Source organism: Ferroglobus sp. (assembly GCF_015521575.1).
Lineage (GTDB): Archaea > Halobacteriota > Archaeoglobi > Archaeoglobales > Archaeoglobaceae > Ferroglobus.
Map to the genome: position 1 here is coordinate 1 of NZ_WANY01000179.1, position 4,470 is coordinate 4,470.

At 42.4% G+C, this 4,470-nt stretch carries 4 protein-coding genes and 1 tRNA gene; 2 read left to right on the plus strand and 3 right to left on the minus strand.

The genetic code is table 11. From position 1 onward, the window contains the following. Positions 1-280, plus strand: a 280-nt coding sequence (locus F7C14_RS07245; RefSeq protein ID WP_290901396.1) for a winged helix-turn-helix domain-containing protein, incomplete at its 5' end; no start/stop codon positions are given. Further along, positions 261-428: a hypothetical protein gene (locus F7C14_RS07250; protein ID WP_290901397.1), complete on the plus strand. Its 168-nt coding sequence runs from the start codon at positions 261-263 to the stop codon at positions 426-428. The genes F7C14_RS07245 and F7C14_RS07250, both read left to right, overlap by 20 nt. A 292-nt stretch (positions 429-720) precedes the next feature. Here F7C14_RS07250 and F7C14_RS07255 read toward each other — a convergent pair. The 3 genes from F7C14_RS07255 to F7C14_RS07265 all read right to left on the minus strand — a co-directional run bounded on the left by F7C14_RS07255 (position 721) and on the right by F7C14_RS07265 (position 4,452). Beyond that, positions 721-804 (minus strand) — tRNA-Leu (locus tag F7C14_RS07255). A 49-nt stretch (positions 805-853) separates the two neighbouring features. Beyond that, positions 854-3,187: a PAS domain S-box protein gene (locus tag F7C14_RS07260; protein WP_290901398.1), complete on the minus strand. Its 2,334-nt coding sequence runs from the start codon at positions 3,185-3,187 to the stop codon at positions 854-856. 89 nt (positions 3,188-3,276) lie between these two features. Beyond that, the gene (locus tag F7C14_RS07265) at positions 3,277-4,452 is read right to left on the minus strand and encodes a hypothetical protein (protein WP_290901399.1); all 1,176 of its coding nucleotides are present in this window, start codon (positions 4,450-4,452) and stop codon (positions 3,277-3,279) included. Positions 4,453-4,470: the final 18 nt, after the last annotated feature.

A 4,470-nucleotide genomic window follows, 5' to 3' on the forward strand; every position in this document is an offset into this window, starting at 1 on the left:
GAAGGAGCTCAACCTAATTGTTGAAAAGCTGAAGGTTTCGAAGGCTGAAGCCATAAGAGAGGCGATAAGGCATTTTGCCGAGGAGCTGAAAGGAATCGAAGTTGTTGAGCTAAGGGAAATACCAAAAGAGCAAGCTAAGAAAGAAATTCTCGAATACATCAAGGGGAAGGATAGAGTTTGGGCTGATGAAATCGCTGAAGCTTTACGACTTGATTTGAGCTTGGTCAACGACATTTTAATGGAGCTGTGGAGTGAAGGTTATGTCGAGCCAGAGGATTGAAGGGGAGAAAATTCGCTGCGTCGGAAGAAAAGTAAGCAAACCGAGGCTTATACATCAGAGTGGAAGGCATAGAGCTATTGAAATATTCGTGGAAGGAAGACCAGCAAAAGCGGAAGTCGTCAGAGTTTGGAGAGTTCTGAAATCTTAACCGGGCTTGTTTGTTACTACCCCTTTATATACCTTGGAGGACCAACAAGATATGGTGAACGTCCATGAACGTCAGTGGACGTCCACATGAAAAAGAAAGGAAAAAGCCGGAATCGCCGAAAAAAGCTCAACCAGACCGTTCAAAAATTCGCATGACAGTATGGTTTGAACCTGAAGTATACTACTGGCTTAAAGAAAACGTTTCTAACATCTCCAAATTCGTTAACAACGTCTTAAAATCGATAAAACATCAAATAAAGCCTGCTTTTGTTCTCATTGGACGATACGAGCTATGCGGGGGGTGGGATTTGAACCCACGAACCCCTACGGGACCGGACCCTAAATCCGGCGCCTTTTCCTGACTCGGCAACCCCCGCAGCAAAGGATTATTGGAGTGTTAGTTTTATGAACTTTGTGGTAAAACGCTCATTTGTCTTCCCAGCTCCTCTTCAGGAACTTCCTAACGTTTTCAGATTCTACCCATCCTTTTTCAACCTCTCGTACAATTTCAACTATTTTCCCTACCTGCTCTTCAATTCTTTCTTTAATTTCTCCCTCGACATCCTCTAAGAGGAGCGTTATTGCAGCAAGCGGATTCTTTATTTTGTCAACGAGAGTAGCTAAGGTTACTATGTTATCCTCGATCTGTTTCAAAGATTTCATTCTCATCTCGAACATCCTCGCTTCTTGAATGACTATCCCAAACTGCCCAGCGAGGGTTCGCAAAAACTCAATTTTTTCCCTATCTTTTTCGTCGAAGGACTTCTGAGCTGCTACAAGTGCGCCGATTGTTTCTCCCCTCGAAACGAGAGGTATTAAGACGTAGCTTTTTAACCCAGCTTTCAAAAGTTCTATTTCAAGATCCGTCATCTCTCCAAGCTGAAGAATGTTCTCGACAACTCTATCCTCCAACTTAGATAAAAGCTTCTCATTCAAATTTATTTCTACATCCGAATCTTGAACGGTAAAAGGTTCCTCCCCTAAAACCAAGCAAGCTAAAAGTTCAAATCCAAGTTTTCTCCTCGCAAGCTGTAAAGCTTCTTGAATTGCCTCTCTCATCTGTTTGCCGGAGAGTATGGCATGATCGATAGAACGGAGAATTTCAAGTCTTTCAAGCGCCTCCTTAATCTCCTTCTCATAGTTCTTTTTCTCAGTCACATCTTCAATTATGTTCAAAAAAGCGTAGGGCTTGTTGTCTTTCTTAAGTAAAACCGGAAACAGATTCACCCACTTTTCTTCTCCGTCCACTTTTATTCTAAATTCGTAAGTTCCGCTTTCCCCTCTCAAAACTCTGTAAAATACCTCCATAGCTTTGTAAAGCTCTTCTTCATCAAGAAATCCCAAATCGTCCCATTTTTTCCCGACAACCTCTTCTCTCCTCCTTTTTATCATTTTAAGTGCTGCATCGTTACAGTCAATAATTCTCATGTCCCTTCCGACAATGATTATCCCAAGAGGAGAGAACTCGAAAATGCTTCTGTACATTTCCTCGCTCTCTTTCAGTTTCCTCTCCATCTCTCTAAGCTTCGTTACATCGAGTAAAGACACCACGACACATCTAAGCTCGGGAATGGATGCCATGGTAACTAAAGCGAAGCATCTCACCCCATCCTTTCTCAGAATTCTTACCTCTAAATTTTCAGCCACGTATTTTGGATCGTAGGAAACAAGCTTGTAAACCCTCAGAATATCCTCTCTATCACCTTCGGAGAAGATGTTGATAAAGGGCATTCCCATCAATTCATCTTTACTGTAACCACTCACCCTTTCGACAGCTTCGTTAGCGTGGATTATCTTACCGTTACTCACAACTATAATGCCAGCCTTAGAGCTCTCTACAATCGCCTTATATAGTTCTTCAAGCTTCCTTCTTTCCTCGACCTCCCTTATCGAAGAAATTCCAAAAGAGACTACTTCAGCCACTTCTTTAAGTAAATCCACTTCCTTTTCATCAAAAGCATCTTTTTCAAAGGCGTAAATGTTGAGAGAACCGATTACTTCTCCCTTAACTACCAAAGGAAGAGCAATGCTCGAGCGGAATCCGCTTTTCAAAGCCTTCTCCCTCCAAGGAGCGAATCTTGGGTCTGTATCTATTTCTCTCACAACAACGATTTTTCCCGTCCTTATAGCCGTTCCAGTTGGACCTTTCCCAGTTTCACTCTCGTCCCAAGTAATTTTAACTTCGTAAGCGTAACCATCCTTTCCAGCCTTCGCAACAGGCTGAACGCTTTTATCTTCCCTCTTGTAGCCGATCCAAGCGTAAGCGTATCCTCCTTCTTTAACTATTATTTCACAAATGCTCTTGAGAAGAGCTTTTTCATCTCCGATTTTACTTACTGCCTGACTTACTTTGCTTAGAACCCTCAAGGCCCTTTCGAATCTCTTTCTTTTCTCTTCCTCCTCTCTGAGAATTTTCTCGTAGGTTTCAAAAATTTTGTAAAAGATTTCCGGCTGTAGAAGTGCCAATCTAACTATCATTTCCCGAGCTTCTTCAATTTTCCGCTTTTCCAAAATTACTTGAAGAAGTACCTTGACTCTCTTTGCAATTTCCTTTATTTTTACTCCTCTCCTTAAAAATCTCTCGATAAATACTTCGTCAACTTCCTTTGCGATATCCTCTGGTTGTTTTCTCCCGGAAAGCACTTCAAAAGCAATCTTTTTGATGAAATTCGTATATTCGTCTCTGAATTCGGGAGGAATTTCATCTCGAATTCTGCTTATCCACTCCTCCAAAATATCCTCAATGACATCGCTTTTCATTCAAAAATACTTTGTTTAGTCCGATCTTAAAATTTTCCATTATAACGGTTAAATGAAAAATAAAATTATAAAAAAATTTTAAGTAACCATCATATTTTCTTAGCCAGTTTTTCGAGCTGTTCTTCGGTCAACGGCTCTCCATAGAGAATCTGAGTTAAGTCTGCTCCCGTTTTCATGTAAGTCCAGTTCTGGTCGAAGGGTTTCACTGGGTTGTGAGGATCGGCTTTGTAATCGAGGAAGTCGAGAACGAAAGCATTTCTCCAGTCGGGAACGAGAGGAATCACTCCCTTCTTCCACTCAAGCTTTCCACTGCTTTCGTTCCATTTTGTAAAGACGATCTTTCCACTCTCTTCGTACTCCTTCAAAGCCTCGTTGTCGTGGCAGTCAGAACAGCTAACGTCTTTTGTTACCGTGTGAGAGAAGAACGGAGCTACAACGTAAAACGTTTTGTCCTCGTACTTCAGAACCATAAGCGTTGCGGAGGTGACTTTGCCGTTGAAGTTCATCAGTATTTTGAATCCGCTCAAGGGAGCGTAGGGTCTTTTAACGTGAGCCTCCACAAGACTGTCAAGGTGGCAGTTGTAGCAAGAGATGACTGTCTTAACGTGGCAGGCTTTACAATCCACTTTCTCTTTGTGCAGCAAATGGGCAGTGTTCTTTTCGGCTTCGTGACAGTTCTCGCACTTCGCTTTTATCGTACTTTCCAGCAGCGAGCTCTTACCCTCTTCACCAACTCCGTGAACATCGTCAGCGGTATGACAATCAGTACAACTCAATCCAGCTTCTCTGTGAACATCCGAGAATAGCTCAGGCATTTTCTTCTCAAGCTTTAACTCAACTCCCTGCCTTCCGTGGCATCCAAGGCAAACTTTATCTTCCACCTCATCTCCCGGAGTTTTGTGGCAGTCGTAGCAGTCTGGCTTGTATTCTTCAGTTTTTATCGGCGTTCCGTCAGCTTTTGTCTTAGCATGACACTTCTTGCAGCCAAGCTCCTCAATAGGAATGCCTGTTAGCTTTTCAAATCCTCCATTTTCGGCTGAGTAAAACGTCTCCTTCCCCTCTCTTGTATAATGAAGACTTGTCATAAATATTGCTTTTATCTTCTCAACCTTGCTTGGCGTAGGAGTCGGCATAGGCGTCTTTTCTGGAGTGGGTGTTGGAGTCATCATCGGTGTTGGTGTGGGTGTCGCTTTTTCCTCCGGCTTCGCACAGCCAACCAAGAGAGACACTACAACCAGAGCAACAACAATTGAAACTTTTTTCATATTTTATCACCTAATTAC

Excerpts from the sequence above, each read along its gene's own strand:
- F7C14_RS07250 (WP_290901397.1), top strand. The coding sequence starts at position 261 with ATGTCGAGCCAGAGGATTGAAGGGGAGAAAATTCGCTGCGTCGGAAGA.
- F7C14_RS07260 (WP_290901398.1), bottom strand. The coding sequence starts at position 3,187 with ATGAAAAGCGATGTCATTGAGGATATTTTGGAGGAGTGGATAAGCAGA.
- F7C14_RS07265 (WP_290901399.1), bottom strand. The coding sequence starts at position 4,452 with ATGAAAAAAGTTTCAATTGTTGTTGCTCTGGTTGTAGTGTCTCTCTTG.